This window comes from Streptomyces sp. NPDC048185, from assembly GCF_043202495.1.
In the GTDB taxonomy this organism is placed as follows: domain Bacteria; phylum Actinomycetota; class Actinomycetes; order Streptomycetales; family Streptomycetaceae; genus Streptomyces.
The window spans coordinates 204,861-223,742 of the sequence record NZ_JBIDAN010000011.1; the positions used below are offsets into that span (position 1 = coordinate 204,861).

Below are 18,882 nucleotides of genomic sequence, written 5' to 3' on the forward strand. Positions count from 1 at the left end.
CGCACCATCACGTTCCAACAGGCGTCTGCGGAGGCCCCTCGCGGAATCGCACACTCCCCCCTCTGGAGCTTGGCGCCCCGTACACGACGTCCGTCGAGGAGGACATCAGCGCCATTCGGCTTCCTCTCTTCACCGACGAACTGACCGGCCGGATCGACTTTCAGGGAGACCGCTACTACGAGCACCACATGCCCCTGGTCGACAAGTTGCCAGACGCGTGAGGCAGCAGGCGGGCGGCAGCGATGCCGGCGGCGGACGCGCCCTCCTAGCAGGAGGTGCACCTTGCAGACGCTTTGCGTACGCGAAGGCTACGCCCGGTCAATCGCGAAGGGCTTTCGGCGGCATTTACCAAGATGTGTGTCATCACAGCACCGTCGCATCGAGTGCTCAGTCGAGGAGAACCCGAGGGGTACGGTGCCGCGGCTGGAGTTGCAGCGCACCCGCTCTGGATCCCCTGCCGACCGCTTCTGCAGGGGCTTGAAATCGAACGCCCCTCTCACGCGTCTGTCACCAACTACGCCGACTCCCCCGGACCACGGTGCCCTGACCTGCTACTACGCACCCGCCCCGGACTGACGTGGACGCCCGAAGACGGTCTCTACAACCTGTGCCATGTGGTACCCAGTGAGGGACCCAGGATCAGGACCGGAGCGTCTTCTGGCCCGTCAAAACGGTATTGCAGGGTGTTCGGCGGTGTCTCACTCACGCCCCGCACCCTCTCACGTCTCACATGCATCCCACGAGTCAGACCCCCGTCCGGGACGGCGCCGCGCAACGGTCCCATCGATCCCGGCACGGCGGCACGTCCCGACCACAGCCGGATGGCTTCGCACGAACCCACCCTCGACGTGGCCGGAGCAGTGCGGGAATGAGTTGACTCCCGCCCACTCGTGACCAGCAAAGGCATACAGCCGTCCGGCCTGCCCCGCGTCCGCGCCGAACGCGACGACCTCCGGGGCCCGACCCGACAACTCATCCGCGTCGTCCACGTCCCCAGAGGTGAGCCCTGCCGGCACAGCCGCTGCGCCCTCAGGCTTGGTAGGCCATCAGCGCTGGGGCAGGTGCGGCCTGTAGGTGCACCGGATGCCACATGGTGGGGCCTGCCGGCGATGGAACACGTCCGGATCCGCACCGCACTGAAAGGGGACCGCTTCCGGCTGACGCACGCGCCCGCGCCGTGCTGCCGGGGCCCGGCCTACGGCGGCATTGGCGTTCGGGCGTGAGGTCGATTTAGGCTGCGTCGGTTCGTGCCGCGCACGGTGGCAGCCCATCAACGGAGAGGAAAGCCGGTAATGCAGCAGGCATCGGCCGCCGACCCGGCTCCCGGGCGCCGCCCCGAGCTGGTCCCCGACCCGGATGCGGAGGCGGCCCGTATCGCGGCGGTGCGCCGCTACGACATCCTCGACACTCCGCCCGACGGGGCGTTCGACCGGGTGGCGGCGATGGCCGCCCGGCTCTTCGACGTGCCGGTGGCGACGGTCACGATCGTGGACACCGATCGCATCTGGTTCAAGGCCGCCCACGGCCTGGAGGGTGTCGCGGAGATCGGCCGGGATCCTGGCCTGTGCGGCTCGGCGATCCTGCGCGACGACACGATGGTCATCCCCGACACCCTCAAGGACCCCGTCGCGGTGGACAATCCGCTGGTCGCCGGCGAGATGGGGGTGCGCTTCTACGCTGCCGCACCGATCATCACCCCCGACGGGCACAAGCTGGGCACGGTCAACGTCCTCGACACCCGGCCGCGCTCGATCACCGAGGAGGACACCGCCACCCTTGCCGATCTCGCCGCGATCGTGCTGGACGAGATGGAGCTGCGGCTGTCGGCGCTGCGCGCCCTGCGTGACGAGCAGGCCCGCCGGGAGGCGGAGGAGCGGCATGCCGAGGCGGAACGGGCCCGGGCCGAGACGGAGCGGGCGGCGCGGGAGAAGGCGGAGCAGGACAGGGCCGCCATCGCCGCGTTCGCCTCCACCCTCCAGCGCACCCTGCTGCCCCCGGCCCTTCCCGTGGTGCCGGGCTTGGAGCTGGCCTGCCACTACCGCACCGCCTCCGCCCACGACGTGGGCGGCGACTTCTACGACGTCTTCCCCCTCGACGGCGACCGGTGGGCGTTCTTCCTCGGCGACGTGTGCGGCAAAGGCCCCGAGGCGGCGACCGTCACCGCTCTGGCCCGCCACACCCTGCGCGCTGCGGCCCAGATCGACGCCGACCCCGTCGCCGTACTGAGCGCGCTGAACACCATGCTGCTCACCGACGTCACCGCAGGCCGCCGCTTCTGCACCGTCGTCTTCGGCCTCTTGGAGCCCCGGGAGGACGGCGGCTTCACCGTCACCGTCGCCACCGGCGGCCACCCGTCGGCCTACCACGTGCGCCCCGACGACAGTGGCGCCGTCTGGGTGCGGGCCGTACGCCCCCATGGCGGCATGCTCGTCGGCGCCTTCCCGCAGGCGCCCTTCGCCCAGACCACGTTCCCGTTGACGGCCGGGGAAAGCCTGTTCCTCTACACCGACGGGCTGATCGAAGCCCGCACCACCGAGGGCGCCATGCTGGGTGACGACGGCCTGACCGGCTTCCTCCACCAGCGCACCGGGCTCGTCACCGCCACCTCCCTGGTCGAGGACAGCATCGCCCTGCTGGCCTCGCTGCCCGACCAAGCCGGCGACGACGTGGCCCTGCTGGCCCTGTCCGTCCCCCACCCTCACAGCACACCCGACGGCAGTGTCGCCGCCACCGCCCACACCGCCGCCGCGCCCGAACACCTCGGCCAGGAGTGATGACCGACGTGACCGACACGCTGCAGCTGATCGTCCAGCACCCCCGTCCCGGCCTCGCGATCGCCACCGTCGCCGGCGACGTGGACACGCGCACCGCGGACACCCTGCGTCACGAAGCCTCGGGAATCATCGAGCAGGGCTCTCCTAATCTGGTTCTGGACCTGTCACAGGTCGGCTTCTGCGACTCCGCCGGTCTGAGCGCGCTCATCGGCCTCTGGCACGCCGCCCGAGCGGCGGGCGGTGCACTCCGGCTCGCCAACGTCCCCGACCGCCTGATGCGAATGCTCGTCCTCACCGGTGTCGACGCAGTCCTGCCGGTCCATGCCACCGCCGCCGAAGCAGTCACCACCATGACTGGCAGCCCGTCCACCAGCGCCGGCGAGCACGGCTCGATCATCCGCGCTTCCGCGGGTGGTGGGACCGGTGAGCCGACCGGGGTGGAGCCCATCGCCTGCGACAGCGCGCACGACCCCTCTGTCGACCTGAGCTGATCGCACCGACCCGCCAGGGGGTTCGTACCAGCTGTCGGGCCCGGCCGTCGCGCCGGAGTATCGGGTCCGAGCTGATCCCTGCCCCGGGCACCGCGGCGCGAGCGAGCTGCTCGCGCATCACTTCGATCTCCCCGCTGCCTGCCTGACCTATTCGGCGTGACAGTGCTCGATGGCCAGGGCGGCCGTGTCGGGCGGGACGAGGCGTCCGGCACGGCGTACCGGTCAGTCCAGCGCCAGGTGCATACGAACGATCAGGCCCGACCGCGGGGTGCGCATCTCGACCAGGTCGCACAGCTGGTGCATCATCCAGACGCCCCGTCCGCCGGCCGGGGACAGCGGATCGGGACGGCGTCGGCCGACGAGCGCGTCGGTGAGCCGTCCGCGGTCCCTCACTTCTGCGACGAGGGTGTCGGCCGTACGCCACAGCCGCAGAACGCCCTGCCCTCCGCCGTGCCGCACCGAATTGCCGGTGGCCTCGTTGACGGCCAGCAACCAGTCGGTGTGTCGACGAGGGGACAGGCCGGCCGTCTGTGCCCAGTGCCCTGCGGTGTCACGGACATCGGCGAGGTCATGCTCCGTGAAATGCAGGACGAGTGGATCCGCCGGCTCCTCCAGGGGCCTGTCGCAGTCGCGGCACACTGTCTGCGGGTCCTCGTAGCGCGGGCTGTTCCGGTAGCCGTCCGGGTCTCCGACGACAGGGTGCGTGCGGTGTGCCTCCGCCAGCACTCCCTCCGGCAGGGCGGTGTCGTACGGGCACAGGATGGTGGCGGGCCGGCCGTCGAACGCCAGGTTGATCAGCGCCTCGTGGCGGGTCGCTTCCCGTGCCTCCGCCTCGGTGCGCCCGACCCAGACAGGTTCGCCCACGATGGACGGGCGCCTCTGCGGGTGCCGGTCGGCGAAGTCCTGGAGCATCGACAGGATGCGCCCGGGGTTGCGTCCGGCCTGCCGCATGTCGACGAAGGTGACGTTCTCGTCTTCTACACCGACGACTTCCCGGAGCAGCTGCAGTCGTGGACCGGGAACAGCGACCAGAACGGGGCGCCCGCTGGTCGTCTCCGCCCGGATGAACTCGCCCACGCCTTGCAGGTAGTCCTTCTCCGTGCTGTAGAAGAGGGCGGGGTGGTGGAAGAACGGATCGACCCGGCTCGCCGCCGACGTGAGGGGGTGCGTCGTCACCGGCCGACCTCCTGCAGGCCGGCGCCGAGCTCGGGGAAGAGCTCCAGAATGCGGCGAAGCGCGGGCGGCGCCCCGACGATCCGCAGCGGTGTCCCGGAGGGACGTCGCCGCGCGGCGTGGGCGAGGTCTGCCAGTGCGGCGACGTCGAGGTGGTCGAAGGAGGACAGGTCCAGGGTGATGTCCTGCGCCGGCGAGGCCGCGAGAGCGGCTGACGCCGAGGCGGCCACGCGGCGGCTCTCGTAGCCCGCCGATCCGGACAGACGGAAGCCGGGCCGACCGGTCAGAGGCACGACCGAGAGCCCGGGCCGGGCGTGGGAGCGAGGCGCGGCGCCCGCCCGCGTCAGGTGGGCGCCCGTCAGCACGTCGAGGGCCTCGGGTGCCAGCAGGCGGCGGTCGTAGAAACACCACGCCGTCAGCGGCAACCGCTCGAAGACCTCGTGGTGGATGCGCAGCTCGTATTCGAGCAGGCGCTCCGCGCCGGCTATGTGCCGGGCTCCCCAGGACATCTCGCCGATCACCCGCAGGTTCCCGTACCCCTGAGCGAGGGCGGCCTCGACGGCGCGGCCCCACAGACCGATCATGGCATCCGGGTCGAAACGGGCTCCGGCCAGGTAGGTCTCGTCGGCGGTGGTCACCACGAGCTGTCCGCGCCGGACCGCGGTGTCGGCGTCGACGCCACCCTCGGCGAGCGTACGCATCACGAGGCGAGGATCGGTGGCGTCCGCGAAGTACTGCACCTGCTCGCCCCGGTCGAAGCCCGCGCGGACGAAGGGCACAAGGTGAGCGGCCCACTCGTCGTCGGTGGAGTACTCCACCGCCACATGACGGTCCGCCGCGCTCTCGCCGTCATGAGATCCGCATACGGCGTGCATCAGATCGCCCGCCCTTCCCGCGTGACCCCGTCATCCACCATGGGCACCCGTCACCCTAACGCAGGACTCGACAGACTCGGGAATCCTCACTCCCACCGATGAACGTTCCATGAGCGTCACGGTGGAGCGGCCATGCCGTCGCCTGCACCTCGGCCGGCAGGATGATCGCGGTGACGGCGCGCTTCGCGTACCGGAGGAGATCCGCCCGCACCTCCGCCAAGCCGCTGCCGCATTCGAACGTGCTACCCGCTCACGCATCCGGGCCGAACACTCGCACGCCCGCGCCCTACGTGGCGCCGTCCGAGCCATGCGCACCGAGTCCGCACCGCCCGACGGCTTGTTGCAGGGTGCTCGGTGGTGTCTCACTCACGCCCCAGGCCTTCCCACGTCTCGGGGACGCCCCTGAAACGAGGGGCGCGGGAGGCGGGTCCGAGCAGGTTGGCCGGGCCACGAGGGCGCGGGCCTCGTCGGGGGCGGCCGGCCGAGCGTGGTCCCCGACCGCGGTGACTCCGCCGAGCCGGGCGCCGGCCGGCACTACGCTGTCGCTCATGCCCACTCACGAGCGGTCGTTCACCGTCGACGACGGTGTCGAGGTGCCGAGCCCCGGTGCGGACGAGGTCTGGACCGTCGGTGCGGTCGTCCTCGACCGGGAGGGTCGTGCCTTCGCCCAGAAGCGGAGCCGGGACCGTCGCCTGTTTCCCGGTGCCTGGGACATCGTGGGCGGTCATGTCGAGGAGGGGGAAACGCTCCTGGAGGCCCTCGCGCGTGAGGTCGAGGAGGAGACCGGCTGGCGCCTGACCCGCGTGCGGCGGTTCCTCGGCACCACGACCTGGACGGGCGACGACGGCCGTGGCCTGCGTCACGAGGCCGACTACCTGGTCGAGGTCGATGGCGACCTGGACAACCCGGAGCTGGAACGGTCCAAGCATTCCGCCTACGACTGGTTCGGTTCCGGCGATCTCGTCCGCCTCAAGGAGAACCGCGGACCGGGGGAGTTCATGATCCACGACCTCATCGCACGGGTCGTCCGAGCCCGCCCGGGCACGTCGCGGTGACCTGAGGCGCAGGTCCTCGGTCAGAGGTCGCCGGCGCCGCCGAGGCCCGTCAGGGCGCCGACCGGATCGAGGTCGGGGGTGCCGCGGGGCCACCAGTCGTCGCGGCCTGGCTCGGACTCGTAGGCGTACCACAGACCGGTGCGGCCGAGGCGGAGCTGGAGGTGCCCGGCCGGGTGGGTGAGGTGGTTCCGCCAGGGGCGGAAGGCGGGGAGGTCGGCCGCGAGCAGCAGGGGGCGAGCGCGGTCGAAGCGGCCGGCCGGCGGGTCCCAGGGTTCCTCCAGGACGGCGAGGCCGTCGAGGCCGCCCTGACGCCAGGCGGCGACCGCGCGCGCCAGCTCGGGCGTGCCGCGGCCGGCGGCCCGGGCGAGGGACGAGTACAGCGCGCGGGTGCCGGCGGTGAGGCCGGAGCCGGGGCGTGCGGCGGCGTGGCGGACCGCGTCCTGCCACAGCGTCAGCCCGCCGACCGGGTCGCGCCCGGTGGTGAGGAGGGCGTGGGCGCGGGCGGCGGCGTCGGTGGCCAGCTGGTCCAGCGCGAAGGGGTCCGGGCCGCCCGGTGCCGCCGGGTAGGCGGGGGGCTGTTCGGGGTGCGGGGGCGCGGGCAGCGGCGCCGGGAGGGGCGGGAGCGTCCGCGCGGCCAGTGCCTCGGTGGCCCGGACACCGGGGAGGGGCGCCGGGCCCTTGTCCTGGGCGGCGCGGGCCGCGCGGGCGGCGCTGAGCCTGGACAGGGCGTCGAGCAGCTCGCGTTCGCCCCTGCCGCGCAGCAGGAGCAGCACGAAGGGATCGGCGTCGAGCAGCCGTGCCGTCCGGTAGCAGAGGGCGGCGGCGTGCTTGCAGGGGTGGCCGGAGTCGGGGCAGCTGCACTGCGGGGCGAGGTCGCCGGGGCCGGGCAGCAGCGGGACGCCGCAGTCGGCCAGGGAAGGGGGAAGTTCCTTGTCGAGCAGGGCGGCGATGTGCCCCGGCCGCTCGGCGGCGGCGTCCAGGAACCGCTCCCAGTCGGCGTCGCCGAGCGTGCGCAGCCGTACCTGTACGCGGTACGGCCTCGGGCGGCTGCCCTGCACGTAGGCGAGGACGAGTCCGGGCGTCACGGTGATGGCGTCGACGTGTCCCTGCTCGGCGTAACCGCGGCCGCGTGCCAGCCGCTTGGGGTCCAGCGCGCCCTCCTCCAGCGCGGTCACCCAGGCGTTGCCCCACCAGGTCTCGGCGAGGCGGCCGTCCGGTGCCGTGGGGGACGGGACCGCGGGGAACGTGCGCCGGAGATCGCCGTCGCGGTCGGGGGCGGCCATGGAGCGGGGGGCGCGAGGTGCCGCCGGGGGTGGGGAGGAGTCCCGGCCGTGCGGCACCGCGTGCGGAGTCCGGCCGCGCGCTTCCCGGTGAGGCGCCGCCCGCCCTGGCGGGGGCGGTGGCCCGTGCGACGGCGTGCGGGCGGAACCGGGGGCCGAGGCGGGCTCCCCGAGCGGGGCCGCCTCGCTCCGGGGGCTCTCGGCGGCCGTCGCGTCCGTGGGCTCTTCGAGCGGCTGGGCCTCCTCGTCCGGGTCCGTTTCCGGGGGCAGGCGGAACGCGCCGGCGGCGAAGTCCCGTACTGCGCGGGCGCGGACCTCATGGGCGGTGGAACCGCCGGCCGGGCGCGGACGGCCGGCCGGGCGGGCGGCACGTCGCGCGGCCACCGCTCCCCCGACCGCGGCGTCCGTCCTCGCCTGCCGGCGGGCCGCCCGCAACGCCTCGCGCGCCGCGTCCCCCGGCCGGCCGCCCTCCCCGGGCAACGGGCCGGGGACGGCTGCGGGGGCCTCAGCGGCGGGATGCCGGGCCGCGGCGGAGGTGGCCGCCGTGCCGCCCGGAGCGGGTGCGGGGCCGGTGGCGGGGTCCGGCGCACCGTCGGGGCGGTCACCGGGACCGGAGGGCGTCGCTCCGTCGGGGCGGTCCCCGGGACCGGAGGGCGTCGCTCCGTCGGGAAGAGCCGGTCGAGCGGCCCCCGTTGCCTCGTCGGGCCGGTCCTCGTCCTCTGCCGCAGTGTCCCCTTCGGCCTCTTCATCCCCCGTCGCGTCGTCGGGGCCCGCGTGCCGGGCGATCCGCGCACCGCGCAACGCCGCGCGTGCGATGTCCCCCGGACGCGGGCCGACGTGCTCGCTCCGGTCCCCGCCATGGGTTTCGTCCCGGGACCGGGATCGGGACCGGGCTCCGGTCACGTCCTCGTCCCGGGCCCGGTCCTGCTCCCGCACCGCCTCACGGTCCGTGGCGCCCGCCCCGGCGAGGGCGTCGAGGTCCGCTCCGGCACGGGCACCGGGCTCCGTCCCGGGGTCGGCGCCCGCGCCGGCCGCGGGGGCCGCTGCCGCCTCGCCGCGCTCCCGTGCCGCCCGCAGGGCACGGCGGGCCTCGTCCGCGGGGCGGGGGGTCATGACGGCCTCCGCAGGGACACCAGGTCGGACAGCTCACGGTCCGTCAGCTCGGTGAGGGCCGACTCGCCTCCGCCGAGGACCGCGTCGGCCAGGGCCCGCTTGGACTCGAGCATCTCGGCGATGCGGTCCTCGACCGTGCCCTCGGTGATGAGCCGGTGGACCTGGACGGGCTGGGTCTGGCCGATGCGGTAGGCGCGGTCGGTGGCCTGCTCCTCGACGGCCGGGTTCCACCAGCGGTCGAAGTGCACGACGTGGCCCGCGCGGGTCAGGTTGAGGCCGGTGCCGGCGGCCTTCAGGGACAGGACGAGGACGGGAGCCGCCCCGCTCTGGAAGCGGTCCACCATCCGCTCCCGCTCGGGCACCGGCGTGCCGCCGTGCAGGAGTTCGACCGGGACCGCGTGGGCGGACAGGTGGGAGGCGATGAGGCGGGCCATGCCGACGTACTGGGTGAAGACGAGCACCGAGCCGTCCTCGGCGAGCACCGTGTCCAGCAGTTCGTCCAGCAGGGCGAGTTTGCCGGAGCGGGCGGTGAGCCGGTCGGTCCCGCCCGGCGGGTGGTCTTCCTTCAGGAACAGCGCCGGGTGGTCGCAGATCTGCTTGAGCGAGGTCAGCAGCTTGAGCACGAGACCCCGCCGGGCCATGCCGCCCGCGGTCTCGATGGCGGCCATCGATTCCCGCACCACCGCCTCGTACAGCGCGGCCTGTTCCCGGGTGAGCGGCACCGGGTGGTCCGTCTCGGTCTTCGGCGGCAGCTCGGGCACGATCCCGGGGTCCGACTTCCTGCGGCGCAGCAGGAAGGGGCGGACCAGGCGGGCCAGGCGGCGCACCGCCTCCTCGTCCTCGCCGTTCTCCACCGCGCGCGCGTGCCGGGCGCGGAAGGACTTGAGCGGGCCGAGGAGCCCGGGGGTCGTCCAGTCGAGCAGCGCCCACAGTTCGGACAGGTTGTTCTCGACCGGTGTGCCGGTGAGCGCCACGCGTGCCGGGGACGGGATCGTGCGCAGCGCCTTCGCGGTCGCCGAGTACGGGTTCTTGACGTGCTGTGCCTCGTCGGCGACGACCATGCCCCAGGGCTGCTCGGCCAGGGTCGTCGCGGCCGACCGCATCGTGCCGTACGTGGTGAGGACGAAGCCGTCCTTCAGTCCGTCCAGGGTGCGGTCGGGGCCGTGGAAGCGGCGGACGGGCACGCCGGGCGCGAACCGGGTGATCTCCCGCTGCCAGTTGCCCAGCAGGGAGGCCGGGCAGACCACCAGGGTCGGCTCGGTGCGCGCCCTTTTCAGGTGCAGGGCGATGACGGTGACGGTCTTGCCGAGGCCCATGTCGTCGGCGAGGCAGCCGCCGAGACCGAGCGAGGTCATGAGGTCCAGCCAGGCCAGGCCGCGGAGCTGGTAGTCGCGGAGGGTGGCGTGCAGGCCGGGCGGCGGTTCGGCGGGACGGACGCCCGCCGTCAGGCGGTCGCGCAGGGCGGCCAGCGCGCCGGCCGGCACCACCTCCACCGTCTCGCCGTCGGCCTCGGCGGTGCCGGTGAGGGCGACGGACAGGGCGTCGACCGGGTCGAGCAGGCCGAGGTCGCGTGCGCGGGCCCGGCGGGCGAGGGCGGGATCGACCAGCACCCACCGGTCGCGCAGCCGGACGACCGGGCGGTGGGCCTCGGCCAGGGTGTCCATCTCGGCCTCGGTGAGCGGATCGCCGCCGATCGCCAGCTGCCAGCGGAACTGGAGGAGGTCCTCGCTCTCGAAGAAGCCCGTGCCGTCGGTCGCCGAACCGGGCGCGGGCCGGACCACCGCGGTCGCGGTGAGGTCGTGGGCGAGGTCGCGGGGCCAGTGCACGGCGACCCCGGCGGCGGCGAGCCGGCCGGCCGCCACGCCGAGCAGGTCGGTGACCTCCTCCTCGGACAGGCTCAGCACATCGGGCACGTCCTGCTCGGTGAGGCGGTCGAGCGGTGCCCAGACCCGTGCCGCGCGCCGCACCGCGAGGGCGGCGTCCACGCGCGCGCGGGGGCCGAACGCCGCGTCGGCCGCGCCCGACCACAGGTCCGCCGCGTCGGCCACGAGGGTGGGGTCGGCGAGGCTGTGCACCTGGACGACGGCCGCGCCCGCGCCCCGCGCACCGCCGCCCGCGTCGCCGTCGAACAGGTCGTACGCCGAGAGGTCCAGGCGCAGGGAGATCCGTACGCCCGCGTCCATGCCGGCGGCGACCTCCGCGGCCCAGTCGTGGGCGTCGGGCAGGCGCTGGGCCGCGCGTGCGGCGAAGGGGCGGCCCGAGGCGTGGGGTGCGGCGGGAGTGCGGGGCAGGGTGTCGGCCACCGCGTCCAGGAAGGAGCGCATCAGGGCTTCCGGTGCCGGCAGCCGGATCGGGCCGGGCCCGTCCAGCGGGACGGCGTGACCCTCGGGGGGCAGCGCGGCGGCCACCGCACGCAGGTGCGCGACGTCGTCGGGGTCGAGCGGGCCGGCCCGCCAGGCGTCGTGCCCGGTCGGCGTCAGGCCGGGCAGCAGGCGTCCGCGCGCCGTGAGCCGCAGGGCGTGCAGGGCGGCGGCGCCCCAGCAGGCGGTGGCCGGGTGGGCGGCCGGGTCGTGCCGGGCGCGCACCAGCAGGGGCAGGGCCTCGGCGAGCGGGAGCGACAGTGCGGGCGTGGTGCCGCGGCGTGCGGCGGTGCCGTGCCGGCGTACGACGGTGAGCTCCGTGGGTTCGGGCACACCCTCTGGCGCACCGTCGCCCCCGTCGCCCGGAGGCCCGGCAGGCTGGGCCCCGTGCTCGGACGCCGGGGCGGTGACGGGGCCGCCCTCGGGGTCCCAGAACGCGATCCGTCCGTCGCGCGGAAGGGGTGCGGGCAGGAAGACGGCGGCGAGCCGGGCGGGCACGGCGGGGACGGTCCGGCCCTGCTCCGCCCGCTCGCGCGCGCGCAGTGCCGTGCGCTCGGCCGTGGCGACCCCTCCGGTCGTGTCGCTCATACGTTCTGTCACCTCCCGCCCGCGTCTGGGGTCGACTGTCTTCGACTCTACGGGCGGGGTCTGACAATCGGTCCCGGCGGCCTGTGGGAAAGGGACTCACGGCCCCGGGCCCCCGGGTTCAGGGACCCGGCTGCGAACGTGCGCGGACAGTCGCGGAGGACGGCGGTCGGCTGCGGTCGGTCGCCGTCAGCCGCCCTCGGTTTCGGTCGGTCGCCGTCAGCCGCCCGCGGTCGCGGTCGGTCGCCGTCGATCAGCGTCAGCCGCCGTCGGTCCCGGTCGGTCGCCGTCAGCCGCCCCCGGTCCTGGTCGGTCGCTGTCCTGTCCCCGGTCCTGGTCGGTCGCTGTCCTGTCGCCGTCCCTGCCCGTCGGTCGCCGTCGGCCGGCGGGGCTCCGGTCAGGGGACCGTCTGCGAGACGACGTACACCATCGGACGGTCAGGGTCGGACAGGTTGACGAGGACGTCCTGGGTGGGCGCCGGGGCCGTCTGCCGGTGGACGAGGCCCCACCAGGGGCCGGGCCGTTCGAAGTTCCAGCCGGTGATGTGCTGGTCGCGGTCGCCGATGGCCGGCTCGTCGCGCTTCAGGTCCTCCCTGGTGACACCCAGGCCCGCCAGGAAGGCGTCCAGGCCGGCCGCGTTGGTCTCGAACTGGACGTAGAGGCGGCTGGTCTTCCAGTTGTTCGTCTCGTAATAGGCCACCTCGTCGGAGGGCATCGGGACGGGGACCTCGTAGAGGCGGCGCTGGAGCTTGGACGGCCAGCCCTCGGTCAGGCCGGTCGCCGAGTACTTGGCCTCCTTGACCTTGCCGCTGTCGCGGCTCTGGTTCGCGGAGATCACCAGGTAGCCGGCCGGCACACCGATGAGCAGCACGATGGTGAGCAGGGTGAGCGCCCGCCGGCGGATCATGTGCCGTCGGTCCTCGGCCGGGCGCGCGGGTTCCTCCGGGGAGCCGGCCTCCGGGCGGGGGCCCGTCACGACGGCTCCCCGGACGTGCGGCGGGCTTCCGCGTACCGTTCGTAGCGCTCGTGGCGCTCGACCCGGCGCCGCTTGGCGCGCCGGAACCGGCGGGCGACCAGGCGGGCCAGGTCGGCGGCGCCCACCATGCCGGCCTCGGGACCGAGCTGGGCGCGGACGATCCGGGCCTCGGGACGGTAGCCGCGGCCGGTGAGCTGGCGCTTGAACGCGTCGCGCGCGGGGCCGATCAGCAGGTCGTCGGCGGCGCTCACGCCACCGCCGATCACGAAGCAGGACGGGTCGAGGGCGGCGGCGAGGTTGGCGATGCCGACGCCGAGCCACTGGCCGATGTCCTGGAGCAGCTCGACGCACATGGCGTCGCCCTCGCGGGCCAGTTCGGTGATCATCGGGCCGGTGATGTCGCCGATGCTTCCCTTGACGTGCTCGATGATCCCGTACGCCACCGGCGAGTCGGCGGCCGCCAGCTCGCGGGCCTCCCTGACCAGGGCGTTGCCGGAGCTGTACTGCTCCCAGCAGCCGCGGTTGCCGCACGGGCAGCGGTGGCCGCCGGGCACGACCTGCATGTGGCCGAACTCCCCCGCGACGCCGTACTTGCCCCGCTTGACCTGGCCGTCCTCCAGGATCGCGCCGCCGATGCCGGTGCCGAGCGTGATCATGACGAGGTGGTCCTCACCCCGGCCGGCGCCGAAGCGCCACTCGGCCCAGGCGGCGGTGTTGGCGTCGTTGTCCACGAGGACGGGGACCGCGAGGCGGCCGGCGATGCGGTCGCGCAGCGGTTCGTTGCGCCAGGAAAGGTGCGGGGCGAACAGCACCCGGTTGCGGTCGGCGTCGACCCAGCCGGCCGCGCCGATGCCCACGGCGTGCACGTCGTGCCGGTCGGAGAGGTCCAGGACGAGTTCGACGATGGTGTCCTCGACGACCTTGGGGCTCTTGGACTTGTCCGGGGTCTCCGTGCGGAGCTTCTCCAGGATGTTGCCGTCCGCGTCGACGACGCCCGCCATGACTTTCGTGCCGCCGATGTCGATGCCGACCGTGGGCACGCGGGGGGCCGTGAGGTGCGAGCGGCGTTCCCTCGTGCCCACGGTGCGCAGGACCGGGGCGCGGCGGGAACCGATGGGGGCGGTGAGGTCGCGGTAGGTGCTCATCGGGTGCGATTCTGCCGCACGCCCACGCCGGGTGCCGAATGCGACGGGGGGTGGGTGGAGCGGGACGTCGCCCGGTGCGGGTGCGTCGTGGTTGCTCGCGCCCACGCGGCGGAGCCGCACATCACACGGTCCCGCGCCCCTGGGTGCGCTGCAGCTCATGGCGTAGATCGTCCAGCTCGTTCCCGCCTGCCATCTGCGTCGTCAGCTCGTCCAGGGTGATGTCGTCGCGTTCGTGGTTGCCGACCATCGCGCCGCGCTTGAGGAGGACGAAACGGTCGCCCACCAGGTACGCGTGGTGCGGGTTGTGGGTGATGAGAACGACACCGAGGCCCTGGTCGCGGGCCGCCGCCACGTACTTCAGGACCACGCCCGACTGCTTCACGCCCAGGGCCGCCGTCGGCTCGTCGAGCACCAGGACCTTCGCACCGAAGTACACCGCGCGGGCGATGGCCACGCACTGGCGTTCGCCGCCGGAGAGGGTGCCGATGGGCTGGTCGACGTCGCGCAGGTCGATGCCCATGCGCAGGAGTTCCGCGCGGGTGGTGCGGCGCATGTGGTCGACGTCCATGCGCTTGAAGGGGCCGGCGCCCTTGCGCGGCTCGGAGCCGAGGAAGAAGTTCCGCCAGACCGGCATGAGCGGGACGACGGCCAGGTCCTGGTAGACGGTGGCGATGCCGCGGTCCAGGGCCTCGCGCGGGGAGGAGAGGCGGGTCTCCTCGCCGTCGAGGGCGAGCGTGCCGCCGTCGTGCTGGTGCAGGCCGGCGATGATCTTGATCAGGGTCGACTTGCCGGCTCCGTTGTCGCCCAGCACACAGGTGATCTCACCGGCGTGCACGGCCAGCGACACCCCTTCGAGGGCGCGGACGTTGCCGTAGTGCTTGCTGACGCCGGACAGTTCGACGAGCGGCGCCCGGTTTCCGGTCTCGGTCACTTGGTGGCCTCCGCGCGCTTGCGGACCCAGGCGTTGAGCAGGGTCGCGAGGAGCAGCATCGCTCCGAGGAAGAACTTGAACCAGTCGGGGTTCCACTCGGCGAAGACGATGCCCTTGCTGGTCATGCCGAAGATCAGGGCGCCGACCGCCGAGCCGACGGCGCTGCCGTAGCCGCCGGTGATCAGGCAGCCGCCGATCACGGCCGCGATGATGTAGATCAGTTCGTTGCCGACGCCCTCGCCGGACTGGACGACGTCGTACGAGAAGAGCAGGTGCTGGCCGGAGATCCAGGCGCCGAACGCCACGCCCATGTAGAGGCCGATCCTGGTCCTGGTGACCGGGACGCCGACCGCGCGGGCGGCGTCCTTGTTGCCGCCGACGGCGAAGATCCAGTTGCCGGCGCGGGTGCGCAGCAGGATCCAGCTGGCGACGGCGACCAGGGCGAGCCACCACAGGATGGTGATCTTGAAGCCGACGCCGCCGACGGTGATCGTGGACGCGAAGACGTCGCGGGCGGAGGGGAAGCCCTCCATGTCGTCGATCGACTTGGTGGAGACGGTGCCGTCGATCAGCTTGGTGAAGCCCAGGTTCATGCCGGTCAGCATGAGGAAGGTGCCCAGGGTGATGATGAAGCTGGGCAGTTTGGTGCGGGTGAGCATGAAGCCGTTGAAGGCGCCGATCGCCAGGGTGACCAGCAGGGAGACGCCGACGCCGACCCAGACGTCGGCGGTCATCTGGTAGCTGAACATCGACGACACCAGGGCCGACGAGGTGACCATGACGCCCGCGGACAGGTCGAACTCGCCGCCGATCATCAGCAGCGCCACGGGCACGGCCATGATGCCGATCGTGGACGCGGCGTAGAGCACCGTGCTGAGGCTGGAGGCGCGCAGGAAGCTGTCGGCGAAGAACGCGAAGAAGACGAAGACGGCGGCCGCGCCGACGACGGACCCGAGCTCGGGGCGGCCCAGCAGCTTCCGCAGCGGGGACGTCCGCACGATCCTCTCGTCGGCGCCGTCGGCCTGCGTGGCGCTCATCGGGTGCCCCGCTCGGTGTAGTCGGCCAGCGCCGCGGCGTCGTCCTCCGTGATGATCTGCGGCCCGGTGAGCACCGGCCGGCCGCCGCCGAGGACGTCGGCGTTGTACTTGTACAGCCACAGCAGGTCGACCGCCTGGTAACCCTGGAGGTAGGGCTGCTGGTCGACGGCGAAGCCGAGCGTGCCGTCCTCGAGGCCCGCGGCCACCTTGGCGTTGAGGTCGAAGGTGTCGATCTCGGCCTTGCTGCCCGCGCCCTCCTTGGCCTGTACGGCCGTGGCGGCGTACGGGGCGCCCAGCGTGACCACGGCGTCGACGGCCTTGTCGGTCTGGAGCTTGGCCTCCAGGGCGGACTGCACGTCCGGCATGCTCGTGCCGTTGACGTAGAGCCGCTCGACCTTGCCGTCGAAGGTCTTCTCGACGCCGTCGCAGCGCTGCTCGTGTCCGACGTTGCCCTGTTCGTGCAGGACGCAGAGGGCCCGCTTGCGGCCCCGCTCGTTCAGCTCCTCGCCGACGGCCTCGCCGGCGATCGTCTCGTCCTGCCCGACGTGGGTGAGCGCGCCGAACTCCTTCGACTCCTGCGAGCCGGAGTTCACGGTGATCACCGGGATGCCGGCCTTCTCGGCGCGGGCGACGGCGGCCTTCATGGCGTCGGGCTTGGCGAGCGTGACGATGATGCCGTCGACCTTCTTGTCGATCGCGGCGTCCACGAGCTGCGCCTGCTGCTGTGCCTCGTCGTCGTGCGAGTACACGAAGTTGATGTTGTCCTTCTTGGCGGCCTGGTCGGCGCCGCTCTGGACGATGTCCCAGAAGGTGTCGCCATCACCCGAGTGGGTGATCATCGCGAAGGTCCAGCGGGGGGTGTTCACCGCCGCCTTCCCCTGCGCCGCGGCGGCCTTGCGGGCGTCCTCGGCGCGCTTGCCGCCGGTGCTGCTGCAGCCGGCCAGGGACACCGACAGTGCCCCCGCCAGTGCGATGCCTACCCAGGTCCGAAACCGTGCCACGAGGCCGTGCCCTTCTTGCTGTGCCGTGCTGTGCTGCCGGGCTCCGGAAAGCCCAAACGCCCCATTGTCCGACACGGGCGTCGGGCACGCGGTGCCGGGGAGCGGCGGTCGGTCACCTTGTCCGGACATGAGGACGGGTCCGCACCGCGGACCGGGCCCTCGGGCCGGTGCAGGTCAGGACCGTACGAGCAGCTGGAACTCGAAGGAGTAGCGGGACGGCCGGTAGGTGTGCGTGCCCAGTTCGACCGCGCGGCCCGTGTCGTCGAAGGTCGTGCGCCGCATGGTGAGCAGCGGTGCGCCCTCCTCCTCGCCGAGTCGCTCGGCCTCGGCGGCGGTGGCGGCGCGGGCGCCGATGGACTGGCGGGCGCTGTGCAGGGTGATCCCGGCGGCGCGCATGAGCCGGTAGAGGCCGGTGGCCTCCAGCTGCCCGGTGTCCAGATCGAGGAGGCCCGGCGGCAGGTGGTTGCACAGGTACGCCATCGGCTCCCCGTGGGCGAGGCGCAGCCGTTCCACCCGGTGCACGTCGCTGCCCTCGGCCACGCCGAGTGCGGCGGCGACCTCGGCCGTGGCCGGGACGACCGTGTTGACCAGGAGCTTCGTGGCCGGGCGCTGCCCCGCCGCCTCCAGGTCGTCGTAGAGGCTGCTGAGTTCCAGCGGGCGCTTGACCTGGCTGTGCACCACCTGGGTGCCGACTCCCCTGCGGCGCACGAGCAGGCCCTTGTCGACCAGGGACTGGATGGCCTGGCGGACGGTGGGACGGGACAGGCCGAGCCGCGCGGCGAGCTCGATCTCGTTGCCCAGCAGGCTCCCCGGGGTCAGCGCTCCGCGCTCGATCGCCGTCTCGAGCTGCTGCGACAGCTGGAAGTACAGCGGCACGGGGCTGCTGCGATCCACGCTGAGGCCCAGCGCCACGGTGGGGTCCACTTCTGGTTTCGGCACGGGCCGAGCGTAGCTCCGTGCGCTGTTGACGGGAAGTCGTGTAGTTCGGTTGTCCGGACATACACATTGACAGCGCCCGGGCGGTGAGCCCACTTTGTTTCCATGCGCATCGGGGTCATCGGTACGGGCCGTATCGGCACGGTCCACGCCAACACGCTCAGCCGCCATCGCGACGTCGGCTCCCTGATCCTCACGGACGCGGACCTGGGGCGGGCGCAGGCCCTGGCCCAGCGGCTGGGCGAGACGGCCGCGCCCGGGGTGGACGAGATCTTCCGGTGGGGGGTGGACGCCGTGGTCATTACGACGGCGACGTCGGCCCACGCCGAACTGATCGGTCGGGCAGCGCGCTCGGGGCTCCCGGTGTTCTGCGAGAAGCCCATCGCGCTGGACATGGCCGGCACGCTGCAGGCGATCGCCGAGGTGGAGACCGCGGGGACGGTGCTGCAGATGGGGTTCCAGCGCCGGTTCGACGCGGGGTACACGGGGGCGCGGGATGCCGTGCGCTCCGGGCGGCTCGGCCGGCTGCACACCGTCCGGGCGGTGACGAGCGACCAGGCGCCGCCGCCCGCCGCGTACCTGGCGCAGTCCGGCGGGCTCTTCCGCGACACGCTGATCCACGACGCCGACGTCCTGCGCTGGGTGACCGGCCGGGAGGTCGTCGACGTGTACGCCGCCGGGTCCGACGCCGGGCCGCCGGTGTTCCGCGGGGCGGGCGACGTGGACACGGGGGTGGCGCTGCTGACGCTGGACGACGGCACGCTGGCCACGGTGACCGCGACGCGGCTGAACGGCGCGGGGTACGACGTGCGCATGGAGCTGGCCGGGGAGCTCGACCAGATCGTCGTCGGGCTGGACGACCGTACGCCCATCGCGTCCACCGAGCCGACGGGGCCGCCGGCCGCGGACAAGCCCTGGACGGGCTTCGTGGAGCGTTTCGGGCCCGCCTACGAGGCGGAGCTGGCCGCGTTCGTGGAGGTGGTCCGCGGTGAGCGGCCCAACCCGTGCGACGGTCGCGAGGCGCTGCGGGCCCTGACGATCGCCGAGGCGTGCGAGATCTCCCGGCGGGAGCGCAGGGCGGTGCGGCCGGCGGAGGTGCCGGGCGCCGCGGATCGGGCGGCGGGCTGACGCTCCGGCCGGGTGTTCGCCG

General features: G+C 73.4%; 14 protein-coding genes and 1 pseudogene. 5 read left to right on the top strand and 10 right to left on the bottom strand.

Annotated elements, in window-relative coordinates:
• The first annotated feature begins 1,292 nt into the window (after positions 1-1,292).
• Both ACGF3H_RS28550 and ACGF3H_RS28555 read left to right on the top strand, forming a co-directional pair.
• Entirely contained in the window at positions 1,293-2,774 is a 1,482-nt protein-coding gene (locus ACGF3H_RS28550) for a GAF domain-containing SpoIIE family protein phosphatase (protein WP_362500440.1), read from the top strand.
• The gene (locus ACGF3H_RS28555) at positions 2,774-3,265 is read left to right on the top strand and encodes an STAS domain-containing protein (RefSeq protein ID WP_362500441.1); all 492 of its coding nucleotides are present in this window, start codon (positions 2,774-2,776) and stop codon (positions 3,263-3,265) included. The genes ACGF3H_RS28550 and ACGF3H_RS28555 overlap by 1 nt, the downstream gene beginning before the upstream one ends.
• Before the next feature lie 222 nt (positions 3,266-3,487).
• On the opposite strand, the gene ACGF3H_RS28560 is transcribed toward ACGF3H_RS28555, so the two are convergent.
• Both ACGF3H_RS28560 and ACGF3H_RS28565 read right to left on the bottom strand, forming a co-directional pair.
• A complete protein-coding gene (locus ACGF3H_RS28560) occupies positions 3,488-4,441 on the bottom strand; it encodes a sensor histidine kinase (RefSeq protein WP_362500442.1) in 954 nt (317 codons plus the stop codon).
• A complete protein-coding gene (locus ACGF3H_RS28565; RefSeq protein WP_393816549.1) occupies positions 4,438-5,313 on the bottom strand; it encodes an MEDS domain-containing protein in 876 nt (291 codons plus the stop codon). The genes ACGF3H_RS28560 and ACGF3H_RS28565 overlap by 4 nt, the downstream gene beginning before the upstream one ends.
• A 190-nt stretch (positions 5,314-5,503) precedes the next feature.
• Between ACGF3H_RS28565 and ACGF3H_RS28570 the strand changes: the two are divergent.
• Together ACGF3H_RS28570 and ACGF3H_RS28575 are read left to right on the top strand one after the other, a co-directional pair.
• Positions 5,504-5,650, top strand: a pseudogene (locus ACGF3H_RS28570) (mobilization protein); the annotation flags it as partial.
• 211 nt (positions 5,651-5,861) lie between these two features.
• Positions 5,862-6,368: an NUDIX domain-containing protein gene (locus tag ACGF3H_RS28575; protein ID WP_362500444.1), complete on the top strand. Its 507-nt coding sequence runs from the start codon at positions 5,862-5,864 to the stop codon at positions 6,366-6,368.
• Positions 6,369-6,388: 20 nt separating this feature from the next.
• Here the strand turns inward: ACGF3H_RS28575 and ACGF3H_RS28580 are convergent, their stop codons facing one another.
• The 8 genes from ACGF3H_RS28580 to ACGF3H_RS28615 form a co-directional block, all read right to left on the bottom strand.
• A complete protein-coding gene (locus ACGF3H_RS28580) occupies positions 6,389-8,761 on the bottom strand; it encodes an SWIM zinc finger family protein (RefSeq protein WP_362500445.1) in 2,373 nt (790 codons plus the stop codon).
• Positions 8,758-11,709 (bottom strand): DEAD/DEAH box helicase, encoded by a 2,952-nt coding sequence (locus ACGF3H_RS28585; protein ID WP_362500446.1) that lies wholly within the window; start codon positions 11,707-11,709, stop codon positions 8,758-8,760. The genes ACGF3H_RS28580 and ACGF3H_RS28585 overlap by 4 nt, the downstream gene beginning before the upstream one ends.
• 394 nt (positions 11,710-12,103) lie before the next feature.
• Positions 12,104-12,682 carry a sugar kinase gene (locus ACGF3H_RS28590; RefSeq protein ID WP_362500447.1) on the bottom strand — a complete coding sequence of 193 codons (579 nt, stop codon included), beginning with the start codon at positions 12,680-12,682 and terminating at the stop codon, positions 12,104-12,106.
• Complete coding sequence (locus ACGF3H_RS28595; protein ID WP_362500448.1) at positions 12,679-13,827, bottom strand: ROK family glucokinase; 1,149 nt, start codon at positions 13,825-13,827, stop codon at positions 12,679-12,681. Before ACGF3H_RS28595 ends, ACGF3H_RS28590 begins: the two co-directional genes overlap by 4 nt.
• A 121-nt stretch (positions 13,828-13,948) precedes the next feature.
• Positions 13,949-14,758: an ATP-binding cassette domain-containing protein gene (locus ACGF3H_RS28600; RefSeq protein ID WP_362500449.1), complete on the bottom strand. Its 810-nt coding sequence runs from the start codon at positions 14,756-14,758 to the stop codon at positions 13,949-13,951.
• A complete protein-coding gene (locus tag ACGF3H_RS28605; protein WP_362500450.1) occupies positions 14,755-15,795 on the bottom strand; it encodes an ABC transporter permease in 1,041 nt (346 codons plus the stop codon). Before ACGF3H_RS28605 ends, ACGF3H_RS28600 begins: the two co-directional genes overlap by 4 nt.
• Complete coding sequence (locus ACGF3H_RS28610) at positions 15,792-16,796, bottom strand: sugar ABC transporter substrate-binding protein (protein WP_362500451.1); 1,005 nt, start codon at positions 16,794-16,796, stop codon at positions 15,792-15,794. The genes ACGF3H_RS28605 and ACGF3H_RS28610 overlap by 4 nt, the downstream gene beginning before the upstream one ends.
• A 174-nt stretch (positions 16,797-16,970) precedes the next feature.
• A complete protein-coding gene (locus tag ACGF3H_RS28615; RefSeq protein ID WP_362500462.1) occupies positions 16,971-17,708 on the bottom strand; it encodes a GntR family transcriptional regulator in 738 nt (245 codons plus the stop codon).
• A 129-nt stretch (positions 17,709-17,837) separates the two neighbouring features.
• On the opposite strand from ACGF3H_RS28615, the gene ACGF3H_RS28620 reads away from it, so the two are divergent.
• Positions 17,838-18,860 carry a Gfo/Idh/MocA family oxidoreductase gene (locus tag ACGF3H_RS28620; RefSeq protein WP_362500452.1) on the top strand — a complete coding sequence of 341 codons (1,023 nt, stop codon included), beginning with the start codon at positions 17,838-17,840 and terminating at the stop codon, positions 18,858-18,860.
• Positions 18,861-18,882 lie beyond the last annotated feature (22 nt).